General features: G+C 64.0%; 32 protein-coding genes. 29 read left to right on the top strand and 3 right to left on the bottom strand.

Annotated features, from left to right (window positions below):
- Window positions 1–5 precede the first annotated feature (5 nt).
- From AB3M81_RS07725 to AB3M81_RS07600, 26 genes are all read left to right on the top strand, one after another.
- Window positions 6–1,358, top strand: a complete 1,353-nt coding sequence (locus tag AB3M81_RS07725; protein WP_412903351.1) for a hypothetical protein — start codon at window positions 6–8, stop codon at window positions 1,356–1,358.
- Between the two features lie 50 nt (window positions 1,359–1,408).
- Window positions 1,409–2,092, top strand: a complete 684-nt coding sequence (locus tag AB3M81_RS07720) for a hypothetical protein (RefSeq protein ID WP_412903350.1) — start codon at window positions 1,409–1,411, stop codon at window positions 2,090–2,092.
- An 83-nt stretch (window positions 2,093–2,175) separates the two neighbouring features.
- On the top strand, window positions 2,176–2,346 hold the full coding sequence (locus AB3M81_RS07715) for a hypothetical protein (protein ID WP_412903349.1): 171 nt from the start codon (window positions 2,176–2,178) through the stop codon (window positions 2,344–2,346).
- Window positions 2,346–3,077, top strand: a complete 732-nt coding sequence (locus AB3M81_RS07710) for a hypothetical protein (RefSeq protein ID WP_412903348.1) — start codon at window positions 2,346–2,348, stop codon at window positions 3,075–3,077. The genes AB3M81_RS07715 and AB3M81_RS07710 overlap by 1 nt, the downstream gene beginning before the upstream one ends.
- 35 nt (window positions 3,078–3,112) lie before the next feature.
- Window positions 3,113–3,655 (top strand): hypothetical protein, encoded by a 543-nt coding sequence (locus AB3M81_RS07705; RefSeq protein ID WP_412903347.1) that lies wholly within the window; start codon window positions 3,113–3,115, stop codon window positions 3,653–3,655.
- Complete coding sequence (locus AB3M81_RS07700) at window positions 3,652–3,927, top strand: hypothetical protein (protein ID WP_412903346.1); 276 nt, start codon at window positions 3,652–3,654, stop codon at window positions 3,925–3,927. Before AB3M81_RS07705 ends, AB3M81_RS07700 begins: the two co-directional genes overlap by 4 nt.
- On the top strand, window positions 3,927–4,229 hold the full coding sequence (locus AB3M81_RS07695; protein ID WP_412903345.1) for a hypothetical protein: 303 nt from the start codon (window positions 3,927–3,929) through the stop codon (window positions 4,227–4,229). The genes AB3M81_RS07700 and AB3M81_RS07695 overlap by 1 nt, the downstream gene beginning before the upstream one ends.
- 37 nt (window positions 4,230–4,266) lie before the next feature.
- On the top strand, window positions 4,267–4,632 hold the full coding sequence (locus AB3M81_RS07690) for a hypothetical protein (protein ID WP_412903344.1): 366 nt from the start codon (window positions 4,267–4,269) through the stop codon (window positions 4,630–4,632).
- A complete protein-coding gene (locus tag AB3M81_RS07685) occupies window positions 4,633–4,962 on the top strand; it encodes a hypothetical protein (protein WP_412903343.1) in 330 nt (109 codons plus the stop codon).
- A 141-nt stretch (window positions 4,963–5,103) separates the two neighbouring features.
- Window positions 5,104–5,949 carry a hypothetical protein gene (locus tag AB3M81_RS07680; RefSeq protein ID WP_412903342.1) on the top strand — a complete coding sequence of 282 codons (846 nt, stop codon included), beginning with the start codon at window positions 5,104–5,106 and terminating at the stop codon, window positions 5,947–5,949.
- Entirely contained in the window at window positions 5,946–7,124 is a 1,179-nt protein-coding gene (locus AB3M81_RS07675) for an RtcB family protein (RefSeq protein WP_412903341.1), read from the top strand. The genes AB3M81_RS07680 and AB3M81_RS07675 overlap by 4 nt, the downstream gene beginning before the upstream one ends.
- Before the next feature lie 5 nt (window positions 7,125–7,129).
- Window positions 7,130–7,324, top strand: coding sequence for a hypothetical protein (locus AB3M81_RS07670; RefSeq protein ID WP_412903340.1), 195 nt, complete (start codon window positions 7,130–7,132; stop codon window positions 7,322–7,324).
- A complete protein-coding gene (locus tag AB3M81_RS07665; RefSeq protein ID WP_412903339.1) occupies window positions 7,321–7,668 on the top strand; it encodes a hypothetical protein in 348 nt (115 codons plus the stop codon). The genes AB3M81_RS07670 and AB3M81_RS07665 overlap by 4 nt, the downstream gene beginning before the upstream one ends.
- 49 nt (window positions 7,669–7,717) lie before the next feature.
- A complete protein-coding gene (locus AB3M81_RS07660; RefSeq protein ID WP_412903338.1) occupies window positions 7,718–7,969 on the top strand; it encodes a hypothetical protein in 252 nt (83 codons plus the stop codon).
- A gap of 34 nt (window positions 7,970–8,003) precedes the next feature.
- A complete protein-coding gene (locus tag AB3M81_RS07655; RefSeq protein WP_412903337.1) occupies window positions 8,004–8,264 on the top strand; it encodes a hypothetical protein in 261 nt (86 codons plus the stop codon).
- Window positions 8,261–8,629: a hypothetical protein gene (locus AB3M81_RS07650; RefSeq protein ID WP_412903336.1), complete on the top strand. Its 369-nt coding sequence runs from the start codon at window positions 8,261–8,263 to the stop codon at window positions 8,627–8,629. Before AB3M81_RS07655 ends, AB3M81_RS07650 begins: the two co-directional genes overlap by 4 nt.
- Window positions 8,630–8,660: 31 nt before the next feature.
- Window positions 8,661–9,050: a hypothetical protein gene (locus tag AB3M81_RS07645; RefSeq protein ID WP_412903335.1), complete on the top strand. Its 390-nt coding sequence runs from the start codon at window positions 8,661–8,663 to the stop codon at window positions 9,048–9,050.
- 32 nt (window positions 9,051–9,082) lie between these two features.
- Window positions 9,083–9,493 (top strand): hypothetical protein, encoded by a 411-nt coding sequence (locus AB3M81_RS07640; RefSeq protein ID WP_412903334.1) that lies wholly within the window; start codon window positions 9,083–9,085, stop codon window positions 9,491–9,493.
- Window positions 9,490–9,861 carry a hypothetical protein gene (locus AB3M81_RS07635; protein ID WP_412903333.1) on the top strand — a complete coding sequence of 124 codons (372 nt, stop codon included), beginning with the start codon at window positions 9,490–9,492 and terminating at the stop codon, window positions 9,859–9,861. The genes AB3M81_RS07640 and AB3M81_RS07635 overlap by 4 nt, the downstream gene beginning before the upstream one ends.
- Complete coding sequence (locus tag AB3M81_RS07630) at window positions 9,854–10,411, top strand: hypothetical protein (protein ID WP_412903332.1); 558 nt, start codon at window positions 9,854–9,856, stop codon at window positions 10,409–10,411. Before AB3M81_RS07635 ends, AB3M81_RS07630 begins: the two co-directional genes overlap by 8 nt.
- On the top strand, window positions 10,411–10,707 hold the full coding sequence (locus tag AB3M81_RS07625; RefSeq protein ID WP_412903331.1) for a hypothetical protein: 297 nt from the start codon (window positions 10,411–10,413) through the stop codon (window positions 10,705–10,707). Before AB3M81_RS07630 ends, AB3M81_RS07625 begins: the two co-directional genes overlap by 1 nt.
- A complete protein-coding gene (locus tag AB3M81_RS07620; RefSeq protein ID WP_412903330.1) occupies window positions 10,704–11,012 on the top strand; it encodes a hypothetical protein in 309 nt (102 codons plus the stop codon). The genes AB3M81_RS07625 and AB3M81_RS07620 overlap by 4 nt, the downstream gene beginning before the upstream one ends.
- Window positions 11,009–11,581 carry a hypothetical protein gene (locus tag AB3M81_RS07615; RefSeq protein ID WP_412903329.1) on the top strand — a complete coding sequence of 191 codons (573 nt, stop codon included), beginning with the start codon at window positions 11,009–11,011 and terminating at the stop codon, window positions 11,579–11,581. The genes AB3M81_RS07620 and AB3M81_RS07615 overlap by 4 nt, the downstream gene beginning before the upstream one ends.
- Window positions 11,574–12,071 carry a hypothetical protein gene (locus AB3M81_RS07610; protein WP_412903328.1) on the top strand — a complete coding sequence of 166 codons (498 nt, stop codon included), beginning with the start codon at window positions 11,574–11,576 and terminating at the stop codon, window positions 12,069–12,071. Before AB3M81_RS07615 ends, AB3M81_RS07610 begins: the two co-directional genes overlap by 8 nt.
- Entirely contained in the window at window positions 12,068–12,562 is a 495-nt protein-coding gene (locus AB3M81_RS07605; protein WP_412903327.1) for a hypothetical protein, read from the top strand. The genes AB3M81_RS07610 and AB3M81_RS07605 overlap by 4 nt, the downstream gene beginning before the upstream one ends.
- 72 nt (window positions 12,563–12,634) lie before the next feature.
- Window positions 12,635–13,513: a hypothetical protein gene (locus tag AB3M81_RS07600; RefSeq protein ID WP_412903326.1), complete on the top strand. Its 879-nt coding sequence runs from the start codon at window positions 12,635–12,637 to the stop codon at window positions 13,511–13,513.
- Here the strand turns inward: AB3M81_RS07600 and AB3M81_RS07595 are convergent.
- Complete coding sequence (locus AB3M81_RS07595) at window positions 13,495–13,851, bottom strand: hypothetical protein (protein ID WP_412903325.1); 357 nt, start codon at window positions 13,849–13,851, stop codon at window positions 13,495–13,497. The genes AB3M81_RS07600 and AB3M81_RS07595 overlap by 19 nt on opposite strands.
- A gap of 244 nt (window positions 13,852–14,095) precedes the next feature.
- Between AB3M81_RS07595 and AB3M81_RS07590 the strand changes: the two genes are divergently transcribed.
- From AB3M81_RS07590 to AB3M81_RS07580, 3 genes are all read left to right on the top strand, one after another.
- Window positions 14,096–14,794 (top strand): hypothetical protein, encoded by a 699-nt coding sequence (locus tag AB3M81_RS07590; RefSeq protein WP_412903324.1) that lies wholly within the window; start codon window positions 14,096–14,098, stop codon window positions 14,792–14,794.
- Entirely contained in the window at window positions 14,760–15,551 is a 792-nt protein-coding gene (locus tag AB3M81_RS07585; RefSeq protein WP_412903323.1) for a hypothetical protein, read from the top strand. The genes AB3M81_RS07590 and AB3M81_RS07585 overlap by 35 nt, the downstream gene beginning before the upstream one ends.
- A gap of 68 nt (window positions 15,552–15,619) precedes the next feature.
- Window positions 15,620–16,579, top strand: coding sequence for an HNH endonuclease family protein (locus AB3M81_RS07580; RefSeq protein WP_412903322.1), 960 nt, complete (start codon window positions 15,620–15,622; stop codon window positions 16,577–16,579).
- Window positions 16,580–16,667: 88 nt separating this feature from the next.
- Here the strand turns inward: AB3M81_RS07580 and AB3M81_RS07575 are convergent, their stop codons facing one another.
- Entirely contained in the window at window positions 16,668–17,297 is a 630-nt protein-coding gene (locus AB3M81_RS07575; RefSeq protein WP_412903321.1) for an Lsr2 family DNA-binding protein, read from the bottom strand.
- Window positions 17,298–17,394: 97 nt separating this feature from the next.
- The gene (locus AB3M81_RS07570) at window positions 17,395–18,789 is read right to left on the bottom strand and encodes a pilus assembly FimT family protein (protein WP_412903320.1); all 1,395 of its coding nucleotides are present in this window, start codon (window positions 18,787–18,789) and stop codon (window positions 17,395–17,397) included.
- Window positions 18,790–18,875 lie beyond the last annotated feature (86 nt).

Raw genomic sequence — 18,875 nt, 5'->3', positions numbered from 1 at the left:
TGCTCGTGTTCACCACTATCTTGATCGGCGTCGCCGTCACCCTGTTCGCCGGACTCGTCGCGAAGGGCATCGGCAACCGTCTCGGATCGGCCCGCACCGGCGACTTCCACATCTCGTGGAGCGAGTTCATCGTCGGCGCCATCGCCCTCTCGTTCGTGATCGTCCCAGCGACCACCGCGGCCGGGTACGCCATGAGTCGCAACAGCGCCATGACGTACAACGAATGGTGGGGTGGCGTCGAGAAGACCGCCGACGTCAAGAAGGTCACGTGCCGGTACGACGGATGGGGCTGCCGCACGTACGACTGCGACTCCTACGTCGTAGCCGTCACCAAGACCCGCACCACCTACGACTCGAAGGGCAACTCGCGCACCGAGACGTACACCGACTACGAGACCCGCTGGCACTCGTGCCCGTACGCCAAGCACGAGTACCACTACACGATCACCGACACCCTCGGCGACCGTCACGACATCGGCGGCCGACGCGTGGACGAGGACCGCAAGGCCGCCCGCTACCGCAAGAACAAGGCCATCCCCGACTCCATGAAGTCCGGCATCCCGACGTTCTGGGCCGAAGCGAAGGCCCGCATCGACGCGAAGAACCCCGGCGGTGTCACCAAGCGCGTCAAGTACAAGAACTACATCCAAGCCGCACAGGACGACATCTACGCCAAGTTCTCCGACCGCATCAAGGAGTTCAAGAAGCACATGCCGACCCCCGCCAAGGACAGCATCTCGCCGTACCTCGCGGAGAAGTTCTACCCCGTCTCCATCCCCGGCATCGACAAGTCCTTCAAGGACGGCACGTTCAACACGAACATCCTTCGACTGTCGGGTCGCCTCGGTCAGAAGTTGCAGGGCGACCTGCACGTCGTCGCCGTCAACACCAAGAACGTCACCGACGGGAACGCCGACGCTTACACACAAGCGTTGCAGGCCTACTGGCAGTCCCCCGCGCTCGGCAAGAACACCCTCAGCAAGAACGGCGTCGTCGCCGTCCTCGGCGTGGACACCACCACGAACACGGTCGCATGGTCGCGCGGGTTCACCGGCATGCCCGAAGGTAACGAGCACCTGACGCAGACGCTCCGCTCCCTCGCTGGTCAGCCGTTCACGCCCGCACTGTTCGAGCACGCACAGGCCGGACAGCCCGCCACGGTCGCCGATCTGGTGATGGGTGGCTACAAGCGAGTCGAGATGGAGAAGTACGAGTACCTCGCCGCCGAGATTCAGCCGTCCGGCGGCGCCAAGGCCACCATCCTCATCCTCGGCCTCATCATGTCCGGCGGCTTGTGGTTCGGACTGCTCGCGTTCAACCACCGCGACTACTTCGGATCGAGTTCCTACCGGTACTGACCCTTAACTCTCTCGCCTGACCAAAACACACCTAGGAGCAACAACCCCTCATGAACACCGACTTCGCCAGCCGACTCCTGTCGAACACGAAGGCCCTCGTCGCCGCTGCCGTCGCCGTCGTCCTCGTCATCGGAGCCATCTGGTTCTTCGCGACGTACAACTCGACGCAGAAGAACATGGTCAAGCGAGAGCAGGCGCTCTCGAGCCAGTACAAGGACAACCAGAACGAACTCGCCGCGTACGTCTCCACCATCAAGGAGGCCCTCGGTGTCGCCGACCGCAACACCGACGCGCTCGACAAGGTGCTCGCGAACGCCGTGCAGGGCCGCTATCAGGTCGGTTCGACCGCGCAGCCCGGCGGCGGTGAACTGTTCTCGGCCATCACCGAGGCGTACCCCGACCTGAGTGGCGTGTCGCTGCCGTACCAGAAGGTGCAGGACGCCGTGATCTCCGGCCGTGAGGCGTTCAAGAACAAGCAGACCAAGATGCTCGACATGGCCCGCGAGTACGAGACGTGGAAGAACTCCGGCATCATCCACTCGCGCATCGCGAGCATGGTCGGCGCCCCGTCGGACAACCTCGTGGCCGCCATCGGTGACGACGTGAAGAAGGGTCAGGCCGCGCTCGACCGCATGAAGACCATCGTCGTGACCGCCGAGTCGTCCAAGTCGTTCGAGTCCGGCGAGATGGACCCGCTCGACCTCGGCCCCACCGCCGCCCCGTCGGCGAAGTAACCCACGGTCCGGGGAGGGTGCGCTAGGTCTCGGGTCTGGCGCACCCTCCCCTCTTCTCATTCCACCCAGTCAGGAGACACCTCATGATCCACGCAGTCTTGAACATCAGGGACAACGCAGGCGTCGTCGTGTCCCAGACCGCCTTCCACGCCGATGAGGTGTCCATGCCCGGCTACGTCGACAGCGTTCGTCGCGGATACGACGGCACCGAGTGGACCACCGAACTCATCACCGTCATCGGACAGGAATCCTGATGCCCACCAAGACCGTCAACGAGTGGACCGACGGGCTCGGGCAGACCATCCGCCCCGGAGACCACATCGCCGTCTCCACCGTGAACAACAAGTCCCCTCAGACCGTCATCGCGAAGGTCACCGCCATCAACGTGACCGACGCCAAGGGCAACCCCGTGTTCGACAACGGGTTCGGGGACACGTACACGCCTCACTACGGCGGCCCCACCGAAACTGACACGATCCCCGGCGCAACCATCACCGCCATCCCCGTCGCTGACATGCGCGGCTTCATCCGCTGGGGAACCTACTCTGGCGGGAAGGCGAAGGCCGTCACCTACCGACTGCTGGGCAACATCATCAAGATGTCCGACGATCAAGTCGCCGCCCTGTACGGGCATGTCATGCGTAAGCACAGGAACACCCGTAGCGACGACGGAACGGTCTTCGGTCCGGCGATCGTCGTGAACGGCAAGGCCTACCAGACGCTCCCCGCCATCGAAGATCTCTGCAACGCGTCCGGACTCCACCTCGACGTCATCCCCGGCGCCGACCATCCCGGCCTGCTGGACGTCAACCCCGACCTCGACTGGCACTACCGGCTCGTTGAGGAACAGGACGATGACCGTTACCTGCTCGTCGCTCGCAAGGAACTGTGGCTCCACAACCCACTCCTGCGCGTCAAGAACAACGGGAAGACGTCCTTGGACCGCGAACTGATCAACGAGATGAAGGCCAGCCAGAGCGCCTGATCGGGGTCGGGGCCTCTCACGGGCTTGAATGGGGTATGACGTACGAGACGAAGACCGTGGACCGTGACACCTTCACCACGTTGAAGGGCGCCCAGCAGCGCGCGTTCAGCGGCATGGGTATCGACCACGACCCGGTGTACGACGAGAAGGTCTCGTACTACCACGGTGATGACCGTGACTTCATCGACGTCGCATGGGATCTCAAGCACGCCGGGATCATCGACACCGTGAAGTTCGTTCCCGCCGAGCCCGACCCTGACGCCAAGTTCACCGAAGAGGTGGACGTCTGCCATGTCATCTCGACCGCGTTCCGGAACTCGACGGCCGTCAAGCACCTGATCGCGCTCGAAGCCGCCCGCCTCATCCTCGACAGCGAGCGTCTCAACACGATCCTCGATCAGGTGCCCGAGGCGGCAGAGCGTGCCCGAGCCGAAGCCGACAAGGACCGGGCCCTGTACGACGGCGCCGCCACGTACCTCGTCGCGCAGGTTGCCACCCTCATCCGTGACACCCCCGCCTCGAAGGACGCCCACAAGGTGCTGTCGGCGCTCGCGAAGCAGGAGACGACCGTCTCGTGAACTGGCAGGACGACATGAAGCGCGAAGCGGTCACGATCGCGTGTCCTGAATGGGTTCATCACCCCGACGACGAGATCGCCGTCGACATGGACTTCGACGACGGTTACGACCCGACCTACGGCGGCTACGACCCGCGCACCCTCATCGAAGTCAGGGTCCGGCGGCACAACGGCGAGAAGTACATCTCCGACTACGAGACGTACCGAAACGAGGAAATCGACGCGTTCTGGATGGCGCTCATGCGCGGCGACGGGAAGGGCTGGGAGTTCTGATGGGTTGGAAGGACGACATGCTGCGAGCCGCGGCCGACGTCGCGTTCAAGGGTGCCTACTCCGGCCCCGGGTACACCATTGACGTCGAGTTCAGCGAGGACGAGTCCCACGACTACACGTTCGGCAACCCGACGATCCGGACCACCTACGCGACCATCACCGTCTACCGGGGCCCAAAGCCCGACGACCCATGCGACTGGAGCAACGTGGTCACGTCCCGACGCTACGACAACGACGAGATTCAGGAACTGTGGCTCGGCATCATGAACCACGACCCGGCCGATTACACCGACGGGTTCTGACGCCCCGATCGACTCCGGTCACACCGCCTACCTTGAGATGAGCATGAAAATCACTTACACCGGCGATGACGGCACCATCATCAGCGAACCGATCACCGGGGCAGACGCTGCACGGATGAACCGTGCCCGCAAGACCATCAGCAACTCCGTCCCGGTGTCGATCATCACCGCAGTCCTGTTCCTCATCGGCGCCGCGGCGTACACCGCCGCCGACAACACACCCGTCGCGGCCGTCTGGCTGATCTCCGCTCCGGTCGCTCTCGGGCTTGGGTTCTGGCGTCGTCACCGTGCCCAGCGGGACGTCCTCACGTTCATGCACGAGTTCCAGACCCGTCACGGGATCCCGCTCGATCCGGAAAACCGTAAGGTGACCATGCGACGGACCGGCGAGACGAAGGGCTGAGTGACGATGCAGTGGTCGGAGGAATTCGAGCGTGGGCTCGAGTCCGGTGAGTTCACTCCCGAGATCGAGGCTCGCATGCGGTCCATGTACAAGCAGATGCGTGCTCTCGTCGTCACCCTGATCGGCATGGCCGTCGGCTCGATCACAGTGTCTGTCGCGATCGGGTTCATCGTGAACCCGTGGGCAGGCGCGTTCACGATGCTCCTCGCGGTCATGGGTATCAGCCGGTTCGTGGACACGACGGTCACCGCTAAGCACGAGGAAGCGGACCAGATCCTTCGCGACGCCGAGGCTCACACCTCAACCAGTGAGGACACGCCCTCCTCCTGAACCCGGCGCAGCAAGTCGTGACCTGATTGAAGAGGCGAAGGACCGCCACGGTTCTCCCAAGCCGGAGAGCCTGCCCGTCGCGACCGACGTCTACATCAAACCCTGATCGAATCAAGTGCGTCTCGCGGGCTTATTCCCTATGTGAGCATCAGCGTGGACTTCGCCGACCCAAGGTGGTCGTACATCCTCGGGCTCTTGCAGACCGACGGTCACCACCAATCAGGGGGCGGCCAGAAGGGCAAGATCACGCTTGAACTGAACTCACGTGATCGTCAGGTCTTGGAGGACATCAGCGACTTCTTGCCCTGCAACAGTTCGGTCCTCGATCGGACTCGGGACACCCAGTTCAAGGTCGACTACACCTCGTCAACCCTCGCTTTTTCGAGTCTCGAGATGCGCAAGTTGTTCGCCGAGGTTGGCCTCTTGGTTGGCCGCAAATCGAAGTCCATCGCTCCACCTTCCGTACCGATCTCCACGCCGGACTACGTGCGGGGACTGCTGGATGGAGACGGATCGATCGGGTTCACAGCAAAGAGATCTCCGTTCATCGGTTTCGTCACCGACAGCGAACCGATGGTCCGCTTCTACTGCGATGTGATCGAGTCGGTCACCGGTCGGGTGCGGCGGCCCGGACGGAACACACGCGACAGCGTGTTCAACGTCCTTCTGAAGAACCAAGCCGCCTTCGACCTTGCTCGCTGGGCTTGGTACCCCGGGCACGAGTTGGCGATCCCCCGAAAGGCCGCTGCGGCACAGAGCATCTTCAAGTTCGACGCAGAGGTCGGGATTGCAGCCACGTACTTCCGGAAGACGTGGAGTGACGAAGAGGACGCAATCGTTCTCAGCAATCCGGTCCGACGAGCCGCTGAACTGCTCGAACGAACCATCAAGAGTGTCGGCGCACGGCGCCACAGGCTCATCACTGCGGGCCGAACGGTCGCATATGACCTGAACTACGAAGCAACAACGAATGGAGCAACAGAATGACCTCCTACGAGATGCCCGGCGCACCCAACGTCGCCATGTGGGTTCCCGAGCACGAGATCGAGGCTCAAGCCGTCCAGCAGATCCGTGACATGGCCCGCCTGCCCTACATCGAGGGCATCCGAATTATGCCCGATGTTCACTATGGGGCTGGCGCCGTCGTTGGCTCTGTCATCGCGATGAAGGACGCCCTCTCCCCCTCGGCCGTCGGCGTGGACATCGGCTGCGGCATGGCCGCAGTCAAGACCTCCGTGCGGCTCGAAGACCTCCCCGACGACCTCGGACCGATGCGGGCCGCGATGGAGAAGGCCATCCCTGTCGGCTACCACGGCCACGACGGCGCTGTTCGTCTCGGTCCGAAGCACCGTCAGGTGGAGATGGCCCGCGACAACCTGTTCGGCCGGTTCTACGACCTGCGCGCCGATGTCAAGGACCGCGAGGGTAAGGCCATGAATCAGTGCGGTTCGCTCGGATCAGGCAACCATTTTTGCGAGGTGACCGCCTCGGATGACGGCGACGTGTGGCTGACCCTGCACTCGGGTTCGCGGAACATCGGCAAGGAGATCGCCGAGCGTCACATCAACACGGCGAAGTCGCTGGAGCACAACGCTCCGTGGGGTGACATGGCCGTGTTCCTGTCCGGGACTGCGGAGATGGACGCGTACCGCCACGACCTGTACTGGGCGCAGGAGTACGCGATGACGTCACGCCGCATCATGCTCGCGCTGTTCAAGGACGTGTTCGAGTCGTTCTTCGACACGGTGAACTACACCGACGAAGTCCTGTGCCACCACAACTACGTCGCCGAGGAGACGTACGACGGCGTGGACCTGATCGTCACCCGCAAGGGCGCGATCCGTGCCGCGAAGGGCGACATGGGTCTCATCCCCGGTTCGATGGGTACGGGCTCGTTCATCGTGCGTGGTCTGGGCAACAACGAGTCGTACCAGAGCGCGTCGCACGGCGCGGGCCGCAAGATGTCCCGCGGTCAGGCGAAGCGGACGTTCACGGTCGAGGATCTGGCGGCGCAGACCGCGGGCGTCGAGTGCCGCAAGGACGCCGGTGTCGTGGACGAGATCCCGGGCGCGTACAAGTCGATCGAGTCGGTCATCGAAGCGCAGACCGATCTGGTCGAGGTCGTCGCCCGGCTCCACACGCTCCTGTGCGTGAAGGGCTGACTGGCGTGGACATCGGCGACGACTACATCGAACTGCCCGGCGTCGTTCACCGGCTGATCGTGTCCGAGGCGGGCAGTGGGTGGCCGCTCATGGTGGACATCCAGAGCCCGAAGGGTGACGCGTCGGCGTTGATGACGCAGGAGGACGTGGATGCTCTCGCGGCGTTCCTCGACCGGTACCGGACGAAGGGCGGCGAGTGAGCCGCCCTGCCAAGACGCCTGTCGTGGTCCCGGCTGGTCTCGACGTCACCATCGAGGCCGGTCGGGTCCGGCGCGGCATGTGGGTGATGGGGCCCGGGATGGACGAGTTCGCGTTGGTGCGGTCCTTCACTGACAAGAGGTACGGCTGTCATTGGGGACCGGACGCTGGTCGTCCGCCTCGGTCGGTCGTGTCGTTCCGCCGGTTCGGGCAGCGTGAGTTCTCCCCGGACGAGCCGGTCGCGGTACGCGTTCCTGTCCCGTTCGACCCGGCTGTGGTCGACCTGTGGGGTGCGCAGACGTCCGGGGCGTTGTTTGACGCTGCCGGGATGCTCACCGACGCGTGATCGGTGCGCGAACCCTTGCGGGGCTTGGACGGGCGTGAGTTACGTTCGCATGTCCGAGCACGGCACCGACGTGTACGTGTGGGGTTCCACCCCGAACACCATCGACATCAAGGTCGCGTACACCCGGTACGTGGGTGACGGCGAGTTCGTCCCGATCAACAGCAAGCATGTCGGGAAGTCTTTCTCAGGTCTGTCCCGCGAGGAGGCGTTCAAGACGCTTCGGCGCCTCAACCGGCAGGGCGTACGCGTACCTCGCAAGGTGTTCCGTCGGCTACGCCGTGAGATCCGCACCCAAGCCTGATCGGTGATGGCCGGTCGTGCGGGCTTGAACAGGTATGGCTAAGACACGCACCCCGTCCCTCGGAGTGGACTGGCACCTGCCGTCCAAGAAGTTCGGGTTCCAACGGCGCCCCTTCACGTCCACGACGAAGGCGTCCTCGGACCTGATTGTGCTGCTCGCGGCGCGCGGTCTCACGTGGTCGCAGTTGTCCGAGCAGATTCTGTGGGATCCCGAGGCGAAGGCGGTCGCGGACCGGTTCGTCACCGAGGGGTACGGCGACGTCCCCGTCATGGCTCACGTGGGAGGTTCGCTTTGAGCGAGCATCTGAGCGTCTCGTACGCCAAGGATCAATCCGCCGACCGTCATGGCGACCGCGCGGCCGCCATCGAGGCGGCGCAGAAGGCATTGTCTGCCGACTTCGTGCACCTGCCGACGGTGCTACGTGAGGTCACTCGCGCGGTCCACGCGCAGGGGTACGCGGAGGCGTGCGCCATGTTCGTTGAGCACGCGGAGACGATGACTGTCGAGAAGGCGTTCGCTTCGCTCGTTCGGACCCACGGCCTCGAAGCGTCCCGTACGACCAACCCGTCCGACACCTTGCACGATTCCGAGTACCGCAACGGCCGCCAACGCGCCATCAACGACCTGCTCGGGTTCGTCTTCAACATCCCCAAGTACTGACACCAGCAAGCCATCGAGGAGCACTGGACCCATGACCGAGCAGGACACGAAGGACAAGATCGTCGAGCGAATGGGCGACCTCGCCGACGACGCGGGCGAGCGGGTGAAGCGGGTCGAGGCCGAGATGGGCGCCGCCTCGACCGAGGAGGTACCCCGCATCGACAGGGTGGCCGACCTCGCGGGGCGTGTCGCCTACGAGCGGGCCCGCCAGCACACGCTCGTGATGTTCCACTCCTACGTGCTGTCCCAGACCGTGGCGGACGCTTACGTGTGGACGGTCAAGGAGGTCGCCAACTGCGGTGCCGGTGGCACGTCGTCGGCGAACCCGGCTCACAACCTGATCGCGGACCGGAGCCAACACGGCTCGTCCAAGGCGCTCGAGGAGATCTCGTCGCTGTTGAACGGGATGCGTGCCCTGTGAACATCAACCGACCCGACGAAGGGAACGACACCATGAGCGACAGCCAGACATGCAAGATGGAGGTCGTCGAGCGTCTCGGGAGCCTCATCGACACCGCCCGACGTCAGGTGGAGGGATTCGAGGAAGCGGCCCGCGAGTTCGGCGACGACCGGACCATCAACGCGTTCGACATCGCCGAGACGGCCGGGAGCCTCGCCTTCCGCAAGGCGTACCTCGTGACCATCGAATCGTTCGTCGCGGACGTCCAGATCGGACGAGACACGGACGTGGCGTACTCGACGGGTATGTCGCACGCCTACGACGCTGGCCTGCCGCAGACGATGAACCCGATGGAGATCGCGATCCGCAACCGCCAGCAGCAGGGCATGCTTGCGGCGCTGCGCGAGATCCATGACCTGATGCGTCGGGTGCGGCTCGAGTTCGACAAGCGAGACGACTCGTGAACGACACGACAACGAGGTTGACCGGACAGGTGGAGGTTCTCATCGACCGGGCGCGCACGTCAATGGACAGCCAGATCGGTCAGATCGTCGAGGCGGCACCGCACGCCACCCCGGACATCATCGCTCAGGCCGCAACGAAGGTTGCGTTCTACCGCGAGTACTGCGACTCCCTCGCCGGGTTCGTCAAGGACATCAAGTCGACGAGCGTGCGGCGCGCGTTCGAAGACCTCATCCATCGCGGTGTCGAAGTGGGCTCCCTGACCGTTTCCACGCACACCGACGCGGCCATCAAGGATGAACGTGTCCGTGGCGTGCTCGCAGCCATCCGGGCTGCGAACGAGCAGATCGTGTGGTGCACCGATGAGTGACGTTCACTCCTACGTGCTCGGGTCTGTCGAGTTCGCTGCCATCACCGACCACTACAGCGGCAAGAAGGCGAAGCGAACGAACATCCCTTACATGCAGCACATCATCGAGGGTCTGTACGCCCTCGATGCGTTGGACGCCTCAGTGGATGCCCGGCTCGCGTTCTGCCTGCACCCGCTCGCGGAGCGCGATGAAGACCTGCCACGGTTCAACCCGCTGTACGCGTCCAACCCGACGGTCGTGATGAACGTCATGGAGTACCGCAACACCGTCAACCGGTACCTGCCCGCTCACGCCGAGGACGGCACCCGGCGCCCGCACCTGTCGCCGTTGCGGGACGTGAACCTGATGCTGATCGCGGACAAGACGCAGACCCGCAAGGACTTCGAACTGTTCCAGCAGGTGACGAACCCGGCGAACGCTCGCCTGCTCGACGCGTACTTCAAGAACTGGTTGCGGGTTCTGGGCGTCACCGAGGACCGGTACCGGGCGCTCACGAGCGAGATGATGGAACGAGCCCTGCAGGATCTGGCGAAGGTGTGGCCGACCTGATGAACGAGATGAAGTTGGGTGACCTGCTCACCCGTCAGATCGCTGTCGAGACGTTCCCGTTGTGGGAGTCCCGCGACGACGACAAGATCGAGGTCACCGTCACGTGGAACCCGCCCTACGGCGACGACCCCGGCGAGTTCAACATGTGGGTGTCCATTCACCGGGCGAACTTCTACGCGCTGCCGTTCGAGGACCGCTACGACGCGTCATCGTTCCGTGAACTGGACGGGTTCGAGGCGCAGCAGACCCTCGCCCGTCTCCTGTCTTCGCAGACGCTCGTGGAGGTGAAGTCGTGACGGTCATGAACCCGGCTGCACGCTGGTCGCAGGAGAAGGCTGTCGAGGCTGTCATCCCCGGTTGGAAGGTCAGGCCGGGCGACGACATCCGTGTCATCGCGTCAAGGAACGACGACACCTACGAGTTCGAGATCTGGGTGCGGGTCCGCCGAGATCTTCGCACCGATGTCCCGTTCAAGGACCGTCCGTTCTCGACCGCTGAACGTCGCGTCGACGGAGACGAAGCGGTCGAGGTGTTCAACCACCTCATCGGATGGGACGACTACATCAACGACTGGCAGCCGCCGCACACCAGACAGTCATGACTACGACAGGCAAGAACGGCAAGCAGGTCAACGCGTCCAAGGGCGTGCAGGGATTCCACGAAACCAAGCGCGGCGAGGCTTCGAGCGGCAAGACCCTGCCGCAGTCGGCTCTCACGAACTCGGGCCTCACGCCGGAGCAGGAGGACGCCATCGAGGCGGAGGCTCGACTCGTCATCGACACTGTCGGGTACCTCGACGAGATGAGCCAGCGCGGCATCAACCGGCACGGCGAATGGCTCAAGAAGGAGATCGCCAAGCCTGTCGAGGAGATGTCCACCGACGGGATTGCCGAGGTCGCGTGCAAGATGGCGAACTACAAGGGCGCCCAGCGTGTCTACCGCACGTTCTCCAAGTACGTGAACGAGGACGGCAACACGACCCAGCAGGCGCTGTTCCGGGTGACCGGGATGGTGACGAACACGCCGTCCCGGTCGACCGATCTGGCGTACCGTGCTGAGAGCCTCTCCCAGCACGAGGGCGTGCTCGACGCGTTCGATGAACTATCGAAGATGGTCGCCAAGCAGCAGAAGAACACCGAGAGGATCATGGCGGGTGACGTCGATGCGTGACCAGAACGGAAGCCTGCACGGCAAGGACGGCCGGTTCGCTGAGGACAAGCGTCCCGAGACGACCGTCAGCAAGTCTCTCGACGGAGCGCTCGACCCGGTGGACTCCGAGGTGGTCGAGTCGCTCAACGGAACGGTTCAGGCGATCAACGAGGACATCGCCGACCGCGCCCGAATCCTCGCGAAGATCGCCACGAACTCGCCGGAGGACATCCCCGGTGAACGCCTCATCAGCATCAGCCACGAGATCACTCGCAAGCAGTCGATGGTGAACGCTTACGAGCACTTCAACTATCTCGTCGAGAAGAAGGGCATGGGTCGTCACCGGGCTCTCGCCAGCGCCGTCGAGGCCGCGCACAACATCAACGTGCAGTCCCGTCCGGAGGTCGGCCGCGTACCCGACGAGGCGTGGCGTGACGGGGCGCTCGCTGCGACCCTCGGCATCAGCCGCCTGATCGACGTGATCGAACGAGACAACGGAGTGAACCTGTGACCAAGCGTGACCAGCGCGGCAGCCTGCACGGCAACGACGGCCGCTACACCGAGGACCAGCGCTCCGAGACCTCCGGTGAGCGGACGTTGCCGCAGCCCGCCGACGAGACGCAGGCCTACCGTGATGCCGTGACATCCCGCGTCAAGGAGTTCGTCACCGACACCGAGTCGGCGCTCGCGTCGGCGCAAGGACATCTCTCGTTCGTGACGACCGCAGCCGAGGTTCACACGGGTTCTGCCGCCACCGCCTTGTCGGACTTCGCCGAGTACAAGGGCGAGCACTCCGCGTACAAGACGTACGAGCGGTTCATCACCGACGAGACCGCCGGGTTCACCCCAGAGCAGGCACTCATGGAGACAGCCGACAAGGTAGGCCGCTACGGCGGCCGTTCCAGTTCGGTCGTTCGGAACGCGGTCGAGACGGCGACTCGTGACGGATGGGACCGCGGGATGCGGAACCTGTCCGACATCGTGCGCGGCGCCCGAGGCTGATGTCGGGCGTCCGGGCCCGCACACCTGTCGGGTATGAACCGCACGACAACACGCAACCGGGACAAGGGTGGAGTGCCCGTCGGGACGAACGGCAACTCGACCTCGTTCGCTGAACCTGTCCGTTCCGAAACCCTCAGCGGCCTCGACGGCGGCATGGATGTCGAGGAAGGGATCCTGCTTGCAAGCGACGTGCCCGACGATCTGGTCGTCCCGGCGTTCGGAGTGGACATCAAGTTGACGTCCAAGCCCGTCTCCCCTGTGTTCCTCGCCCACTGCCCCGAGCGCGACGTCATCGTGACCGCGCACGTCGCGAAGGTGGGCGTCCTTGGCACCCCGTCGCTCGAGCGGACTCTCTACTCCCCCGCCAACGGCCAGTTCCTGACCTCGATGGTGGACTCGTACACCGCGGACCCGTTCTCGGCTGCCGACATCGCCAAGGACAGCGTCGACGAGTACCTGTCGGTTCGTCCCGGCGAGTACACCCACGACGCCGACCCGACCACCCTGCCGCCCGCGACCCAGTTCGCGGACACCGTCGAGGTGGACGGTCACACGTTCCACCGGCGCCGTGAGGGTGTCTACCCGAGTGAGCCGTACGCGATGCGTTTCGAGTTCGACAAGGATATCTCCGACGAGGACATGGGCCGGTTCTCGCAGTTGGTCGGTTACGCGTACGCGGCGTCGGTTCGTGGCGAGCGGATGCCGTTCCCTGAGCGTGACTCGTCTCGGTCGTTCGTGATCTGGGCCGACACCACCAAGTCTCGCAGCGATGACCTCGGTGAAGCGCTCGACAAGTTCGAGAAGGCCATCGGCCCCAAGGGGACCGTGTTCGCCGAGGGTTCCCCGATTCGTACGACCGACCGTGCCGGTGCAGGCACCAAGGGCACCCGACTGGTTGAGGGGTTCGGTCACCGACCGAACTTCGAGATCTACTACGACAGCGTCGTCTGACCGGCATCATGAGTCTGCGCCCCGTCTGAACCGGACCCGAGCCGTTCAGGCGGGGCGTTCTCGTTGTGGCGCCGCATGTGAACAGGCATGAAGCGACTCTTCACTGCCGTCACGGGTGCCGTCATTCTCGTCGCGCTGGTGGCTGTGCCCGCGACCGCCGCACCGAAGGTGTTGAAGACCAACGGTTCAACCGTCTCGTATGTGGTCTCTGGGTCTGGTTCGGTGACGGTCACGGTGGCGGCAAAGCCGTGCGAGGGGTGGCCGAAAGCCCGGATCTTCGTTGACGGTCGCCTTGACCGAACGGTGGTGGTGAAGTCCCGCAGCAAGAAGACCGTCACGTCCAGACGTGCCTACCAGCCGGGACGTCACCGTGTCGTCGTGAAGATGACCTCTGACAAGCGGGTGCGTGGCAAGTGTGACCGGTCGGTGCGTGTCGGGTCCGCACGGATGACGTCACCGTTGGTTCGGCGTACGACTCCCACTCCCCCAGTTCCACCCACGGACCCGACTCCGCCAGCACCGACCGCAGAACCAGCGCCGGTCCCAGCGGCACCGCCCGCTCTGACTAGTCACGTCGGCGACATGACCATCACGACACCCGGCACGGTCATCAACGGGTACGACATCATCGGGCGAGTCTCGATCAAGGCGCCAAACGTCACGATCTCCAACTCGATCATCCGACCCGAGAAGCCCACCGGGTCAGGGATCGTGAACACCAAGTCCCCCGGGGTCGTCATCCGTGACACCGAGATCTACTCCGGCGTTCGAAACCCTGACTCGAACGGCGTCATGGGGTACGGGTTCACTCTCGAACGCGTCAACATCCATTCGGTCGTCGATCAGGTTCACATTCACGGCGACAACGTGACCATCCGCGACTCGCAATTGCACTCGAACACCCACTACGAGCAGGATCCGAACTGGGGCGGCAAACCGTCACACGACGACAACATCCAGATCACCGCTGGGACGAACATCACGGTCACCGGAACCGTCCTGTCCGGGTCGCACAGCGCCGCGATCATGATGGGTCAGGACCACGGGGTCATCTCGAAAGTGAACATCTCCGCCAACACGATCGGCGGCGGGGCGTGCTCGGTGAACATTGCTGAGAAGGGTCGCGGCCCGCTGCAGGGAGTCAGCCTCACGGGGAACCGGTTCCTGCCAACCCAGACGAAGCATCTCGGGTGCGGGGTCATCACCGAACGGACGACCACACCGGTCCTGCGCTCGAACACGTGGCTTGACGGTTCCGAAGTCAACGTACGCCGCGGTTGAACCCGCATACCCTCCATTCATGGGTATCGACAAGAACGGCAAGAGCGTCAACGCCAGCAAGGGTGTGCAGGGGTTCCACGAGACGAAGCGCAGCGAACCGACCGCAGGTCTCACCTCGGGCACAGATCCGGCAACCGAGCGTCGAGTCGTGTCGCTCGGGTACCTCGATACACGTCTCGAGGAGACGTTCGGCCAGTTCTACAACCAGACGCCCGGAGCGGACCCGACCGATCGTGACCGCGGTGAACGCCACGCGCTGGAGACACTTCGAGGCGAGATCGAACCCGTTTGGGGATCCCCTGAGTTCGCGCTCGGGCGGCTCAAGTTCCTCGCTTCGGACGACTACAAGACTCAGCGCACCTCCGGTGGTCAGTCCGACATCGACGACGACGAGTTCGTTGCCGGGATGAAGGCCGTGCACACCGAGTTCACCGCGTTCTGCCGCGATCACGACCTGATCGACCCACCGAAGCCACTCATCGAGAACCCGGCCGTGCACGAGTTCAACGACCCCGAGTTCGCGTACGCCGAGACGCAAACCCGCGACGACATCAAGGACGGCGACCTGCTCGTCATCAAGAACCACGACGGCACCAGTACGGTCGGGTTCCTGTGCGAAGCGTGGCCCATTGCCGTGCACGGCCCGACCGGTGGCCTGCATTCGTTCAAGAACGACGACCGTGAAGCGTTCCTTGCCGAGAAGCCGGAGTACGCGCGGGTACTCGATGAGGTAGACCGCCTCAACAACGGCATCTGATCGACAGCAGCGCCACCTGCGGGCTTGAGCAGGTGAGCGAACCACCATCTGAGAGCGAACACTTCCCCATGAACCGAATCGGCCGTCTTGCCGTTGTCGTCCTGTCCACCCTCACGATCGTTACCCTGCTCGGTGTCCCCGCGCAGGCGGCCACACCGAAGCCGAAGGCGAAGGCCGACAAGGTCACCATCGTGGCCGGGTCGTCGAAGAAGGTCGCCGTCGTGAAGAACGACAAGGTGGCAGCGAAGTCGAAGGCGAAGGTGCGACTGGTCGGCAAGCGACCCTCGGGTGTGTCCGCGCGAGTGTCGAAGCAGACCGTCGTCGTGAAGGTGTCCGCGAACGCGAAGCCGGGACGTAAGGCGTTCGTCTATCAGGTCATCGACTCGAAGAAGCGCAAGGCCAAGGCGAAGGTGTACGTCACCGTCAAGGCCAAGCCGGTCGTGAAGAAGCCCGCCCCGACCGCGGGCACGCTCACCTACTGGATCAACACTCTGCCGGTCACCGCGGAGAACCGCACCGGCTACGACCGCGACCAGTGGAAGCACTGGATCGACGCGGACAAGAACGGCTGCGACACCCGCCGTGAGGTGCTCATCGTCGAGGCTGTCGTCAAGCCGACGGTCGGCGCGAAGTGCGCCCTGTCCGGTGGCAAGTGGATTTCGCACTACGACGGCGCCGAGACGACCAACCCGTCGACGTTCGACATCGACCACATGGTTCCGCTGGCCGAGGCGCACGACTCCGGCGGCCACGCGTGGAACGCGGACCGCAAGCAGGCGTACGCGAACGATCTCGGCTACGACGCGTCCCTCGTCGCGGTGTCGGCGTCCTCGAACCGTTCCAAGGGTGACAAGGATCCGGCCGAGTGGCTTCCGCCGCTGTCGGTGTGCCGGTACGTGACCGAGTGGGTGTCGGTGAAGTACCGGTGGGGTCTGACCATCGACACGACCGAGAAGGCCGCACTCGTCCGGCAGGCTGCCCCGTGCCCTCAGAACACCAAGTCGATCTCGATGCCGCGCAAGGCGTGATCACGTACGGTCGACACGGCGAAGGGGCCACACCAGATCTCCCTCTGGTGTGACCCCTTCGTTTTCGCGCCTGTGAGGCGTTCACGCGTCAGGACGCTGCGACGGCCTCTTCGGGCGTGCTGGTGGCGTCAGCGGCCGATTCTGTGGCGCTGGGAGCCGGATCTGGGGTCGTCTCCACGGCGGGAGTGACCTTCGGCGCGTCAGACGTCTTGGCTGCCGGGACGGAGGCCTTCTTCGCCGGTGCCGACGACTTCACGGGGGCCTTCTTCGCGGTGGTCTTCTTCGCCGACGACGAGGACGTGGAAGCCTTCTTCGCCGTGGTCTTCTTCGCGGGAGCCTTCTTCACGCTCGACGCCGATACCGGCTTGGACTGGCCCGCCTCGTAGATGTCGATCAGTTCCTGCGCGAGCACGCCACGCTCAGGCACCTCATGGCCGTTCTCGCGGAGCCACTTGCGCACCTCGACGAGGTTCCTCTTCTTCCCGGTCGCCTTCTTCGCCGCGGCCCTCTTCACCGGCGAGGATGCGCCCGAACCCGGACGCTGACGGGCGCTGTCGAGGATCCGGCCCATGTACTCCTCGATCTTCGTCCGGTTCTCCGGCGAGACCAGCACTTCGGCTTCCTTGCCGTTGAACCGAACCTTCCACGGACGGGTGTTGTCCGGCAACTCCTTCCCATCGAAGTCGTCGAACTTCTTCTCGACCATCTTGTAGGCCACGTGGTTTCCTTCCGATTCTGTCACCACCCGGGGAAATGGGTGTGACATGAAACGCTATCGGTATATCGGAAATGATCAAGGCCGTCGAGAAGATCGGTCAGTAGTAGCCATCCGGTGAGTGCAGCCCTTGGTCATGGTGGTAGTAGCGGAACATCCGGTAGCGGGCGTCGCTGTCCCACGACGTACCGATCGGCTGAATGCGCACCCAATACGTGTCGTAGTAGTCGGCGTTCTGACCGCCGACCGGGTTGTTGTACTGGTCGAGTTGCTTGCGCGGGAAACGCACGAGAAGTTCCGGGTCGGACACGTACCGGTCGGCTCCCCACTTCTTGTTCTTGTCGGTCGTGAACACCGAGATCCGGTACTTCGTTGCGCCTTCAACGCCGGTCCATCGGAAGGTCACATCCGCGTACCCGGTGGTCGTCTTGGAGTCGTTCTTCTCGATCGTGTAGGTGAGCGAGTTCGGGTTGTACATCGGCAGAGGGGGACGCTGATTGTCGAAGGTGACGTTCCCCCAACATCCGATGGACCAGTGCTCGTACTGCAAGGTCGTGTACTGCGGGTCGCCGGACCTCCCGTCGACGTGCGGGAGAACACGAATCGAGTACTGGCCGTAATACGAGGTGTCCTGACCGGCGATGGGGTTACCCCACTGGGTCTTGGGTCGAGGCATCGGGAACGAGACGGTGGTCCCGACGACGGTCGTCTTGAATGACTCCTTGGCGCCGCCGGGCTGCAGCGGGGTGAGGTGTACGTCGTACTTGGTTGCCCCGGCCACCGGTGACCATTCGAAGGTGAGGTTCACGCGGGTGGCGCCGCTGGAATTCGCGTCGTTGACGATCTTCGAACCGTCCTTGCAAGCGAGCCCGGACACGACCGGGGAACGCACGAACGCGGTCGGGTTCACGATCTCGGCAACCGACGGCGCAGGCGGATCCTCGTCGTCTGTCTCGGTCTCATCACCGACACCGGACGGAGGTTCAACCGTGGCGGGCGGCTGGGTCGGCGCTGGTGCTGGCGGATCGTCGTCGGTCTCCGTGTTGTCGCCGACACCTTGAAGCGGGTCGCACGGCTGAACGGGCCCGAACCCGGAACGACACAAGCCGCCCTTCACACTGCTGTAGGACGCGTACGCGAGCGCGCTCTCGGGGTCTTCACCGCGGTACACCGACACGATCACTTCACCGTCGTACGTGTTGAACCCGGTCACCTTGGAATGGTTGGAGACGGTACCGACCTCGCGGCCGTCAAGGGTGACATCTTCGTCGTCTTGAACGACCAATCCGGTCGTCACGGTGCCGTCGGCGACCTCACGCTGGAGGGCGTCACCGATCTGCTTGGCGTCCACGCGCACGGTCGTCAGGTAGGTCTTCTCGCGCCAGTGGGAGTACTGGGATGCGCCGATGGTGGCGAGGCACCCGGCAATGAGCATGACGGCGAGCACCTCGATCAGGGCGAACCCCCAGTCGCTGCGTCCGTTCCGTGTGCTCATCTCGTGACTTCCCGCGTTCTCCCGCCGTGCCTTGTTGGCTACGCCTTGGTGTTCATATGCGGCGAGATTCCGGGTAAATCAAGGTG

The sequence above is a fragment of the Aeromicrobium jepli genome (assembly GCF_047246605.1).
Lineage (GTDB): Bacteria > Actinomycetota > Actinomycetes > Propionibacteriales > Nocardioidaceae > Aeromicrobium.
This window is presented reverse-complemented; position numbering and strand designations above follow the sequence as displayed.